Source organism: Streptomyces sp. UH6, assembly GCF_013421635.1.
Classification (GTDB): Bacteria; Actinomycetota; Actinomycetes; order Streptomycetales; family Streptomycetaceae; genus Streptomyces; species Streptomyces abyssomicinicus.
Window position 1 is genome coordinate 1 of record NZ_JACADT010000709.1, and the last position, 2,956, is coordinate 2,956.

The window sequence follows — 2,956 nt, forward strand, 5'->3', positions numbered from 1 at the left end:
GGGCGAGGAACCCGGCGACACCGGCCCGGCCCCCGGCGGCGGAGCCGGAGGGCTGGAACGGCGGCTGGCCAAGGGGCTGGCGTTCCTGCGCCGCCGGGTCACCGGCGAGTACGAGGTCGACGACTTCGGGTACGACGCCGAACTCACCGACGACGTGCTGATGGCGTTGCTCCGCCCGCTGTACGAGAAGTACTTCCGGGTCGAGGTGAAGGGCATCGAGAACATACCCGCCGAGGGCGGGGCGCTCATCGTCGCCAACCACTCCGGCACCCTGCCGCTGGACGCCCTGATGATGCAGGTCGCCGTGCACGACACCCACCCGGCGGACCGTCACCTCCGGCTGCTCGCCGCCGACCTCGTCTTCCAGCTGCCCGTCGTCAACGAGATCGCCCGCAAGCTCGGACACACCCTCGCCTGCGCCGAGGACGCGGCGGAACTGCTGGGAAGGGGCGAACTGGTCGGCGTGATGCCGGAGGGCTTCAAAGGCATCGGGAAGCCGTTCGGCGAGCGGTACAAACTCCAGCGGTTCGGGCGCGGTGGCTTCGTCTCCACCGCACTGCGGGCACGCGCGCCGATCGTGCCGTGCTCGGTCGTCGGCGCGGAGGAGACCTACCCGATGATCGGCAACGCGCGGACCCTCGCGCGGCTGCTCGGACTGCCCTACTTCCCCGTCACCCCCACCTTCCCCTGGCTGGGGCCGCTGGGCGCGCTGCCGCTGCCCACCAAGTGGACCATCCAGTTCGGCGAGCCCATACCCACCGACGGATACGCGCCGGAGGCGGCGGACGACCCGATGCTGATGTTCAACCTGACCGACCAGGTACGGGAAGAGATACAGCACACCTTGTACAAGCTGCTGGTGCAGAGGCGGTCGATCTTCTTCTGACCGGCACCCACCCCGGACGGACCGTGCGCGAGGGGGCGGCACGACGACCGCCCCCTCGCCCACTCACTCCGCCGAATCCCCGCCTAGGCCGAGGCCCGGAAGAAGGTCCGGGAGCAGCGGCGGGAGGGTGACCCTGCGGCCGTCCTCCTCGCCCTCGGGCCGGGTCGATTCGGCCTCCTGCTCCTCCTCGTCCGGCGGGTCGAACAGGCCGCCCGTGTTGCCGCCGAGCAGGCCGTCCGCGTCCGCCGACGGGGACGCCTCGGGCTCGCTCCCGTCCTTCGAACCGGTGGAGCCCGTCCCGCCCTCGCCCTTGCCGGGCGCGGTCGGCTCCCCGGACGGCGTGGAGGCGGTCGCACCGGAACCGGTGCCCCGGCCCGGCCTGGCGTCCTGCCCCCCGGACGACGGCGCCTCCGGCAGCAGCGGGCGCAGCGGCGCCACCTCCTGTTCCATGGCGTCGAAGACCGAGGTGACCTCCTCGCTCACGTCGCCCAGCTGGACCGGGAGCCGGTCACGCATCTCGTCCCACGTCCGGCCGTGCCGGTCGGTGAAGGCGGAGAGGGCCCGCATCGGGGCCAGGGATTCCGGGTCGCGCTGGTAGGCGTCGTGCAGCAGGCGGTGGCCCTCCGCGGCGTCCTCGTGCATGCCGGACAGGGCCCGGCGGATCTCGCCCACGGACTCGTGGTCCAGGTGGCCGCCACGGCCGCGCTCCATCAGCCGGCGGGTCTCGGCCAGACGCCGGGACGCCTGGTCGAGGAGCATCTCGCCGCGCTCGGTGCCGTCCTCGGCGAGACCGAGGCGGAAGTCCTCGATGCCGCGTTTGAGGCCGTAGAGCGAGTCACCGGGGAGGGCGTCGGAGCTGGCCGCGGCCACACCGCCGAAGGCACTGGCCGCCACGCCGACGCTGAGCCCGCCGGCGGCCAGTCCCTTGGTCAGGCGTGAGCGCGGCCGGAGCTTTCCCAGGGCGCTCGCCCGGTGGGCGCCGCGCGCCCGGGTCGAGCGCTGGTCGGGGACCCGCGTGGACGCGTCGCCCAGGGCGCCCTCCTTGACCATGGCCTCCATGGCGGCCACCAGCTGGGCGCGCTGGACGATCTTCACCTCCGGGTCGAGCTCCGGCTTGGGCAGTTCGCCGAGACCCGCGGCGACGGCCACCATGGCCGCCTGCCCGGTCTCCTCCGCAGCAGCCGGCGCCGGTGCCGCCGATCCCTCCGGCTGCTCGGCCGCCGTGCCCCGGTCGGACAGCTCCTCCAGGGCCTGGGCGAAGGCGTTCGCCCGCCGGTGCGCCGATACGTTCGCGATCACTGGCGGCACCTCCTCTCGTCATGACGGACGACTCCCCGGCGGGGACCTCGGGGAGTCCGCAGGGAGCCTGTATCCCGGACAACGAGCGGCCGGGCACTTCGGTTACGGACTCCGGGCGGATGGACCGCCGAGTCAACAACCTTTCACCCTACGTGAGTTGGCCGGTGCGGAGGGTGGCCGTCCGGGTGATCGCCCGGGAGGCCGGGTGCGGTGGTGTCCGCCGGTCAGCGGGCGTCGTCGGGGAGCAGCCGCGCGAGGGTGCGGACGGCGCGGTACTGGAGGGTCTTGATCGCGCCCTCGTTCTTCCCCATCACCCGGGCCGTCTCGGCGACCGACAGGCCCTGGAGGAAACGGAGCGTGACGCATTCCTGCTGCTGGGGGTTGAGCCTTCGGACGGCGTCCAGCAGGGCGGCGTTGGAGAGATGTTCCAGGACGGAGTCCTCGGGCGAGCGCTCGACCTCGTTGGCGTCGAGCATCTCGCCGGTGGTCACCTCGAGACGGAAACGGCTGGACTTGAAGTGGTCGGCGACCAGGTTGCGCGCGATGGTGACCAGCCATGCGCCGAAGTCCCTGCCCTGCCAGGTGAAGGTGCCGATGCGGCGCAGGGCGCGCAGGAAGGTCTCGCTGGTGAGGTCCTCCGCGGTCGCCCTGCTGTTCACGCGGTAGTAGATGTAGCGGTAGACGGTGTCGCTGTACTGGTCGTAGAGGCGCCCGAAGGCCTCGGCCTCGCCTCCCTGGGCGCGTTCGACCAGGTCCATCATGCGCGCGCTG

General features: G+C 72.5%; 3 protein-coding genes. 1 reads left to right on the top strand and 2 read right to left on the bottom strand.

Annotated elements, in window-relative coordinates; translation table 11 throughout:
• The coding region (locus HW445_RS24635) for a lysophospholipid acyltransferase family protein (RefSeq protein ID WP_180223133.1) at nucleotides 1–886 on the top strand (886 nt) is incomplete at its 5' end.
• A gap of 63 nt (nucleotides 887–949) precedes the next feature.
• On the opposite strand, the gene HW445_RS24640 is transcribed toward HW445_RS24635, so the two are convergent.
• Nucleotides 950–2,185 (bottom strand): DUF5667 domain-containing protein, encoded by a 1,236-nt coding sequence (locus tag HW445_RS24640; RefSeq protein WP_180223134.1) that lies wholly within the window; start codon nucleotides 2,183–2,185, stop codon nucleotides 950–952.
• Nucleotides 2,186–2,409: 224 nt separating this feature from the next.
• Nucleotides 2,410–2,956, bottom strand: a 547-nt coding sequence (locus HW445_RS24645) for an ECF subfamily RNA polymerase sigma factor, BldN family (protein WP_180223135.1), incomplete at its 5' end; no start/stop codon positions are given.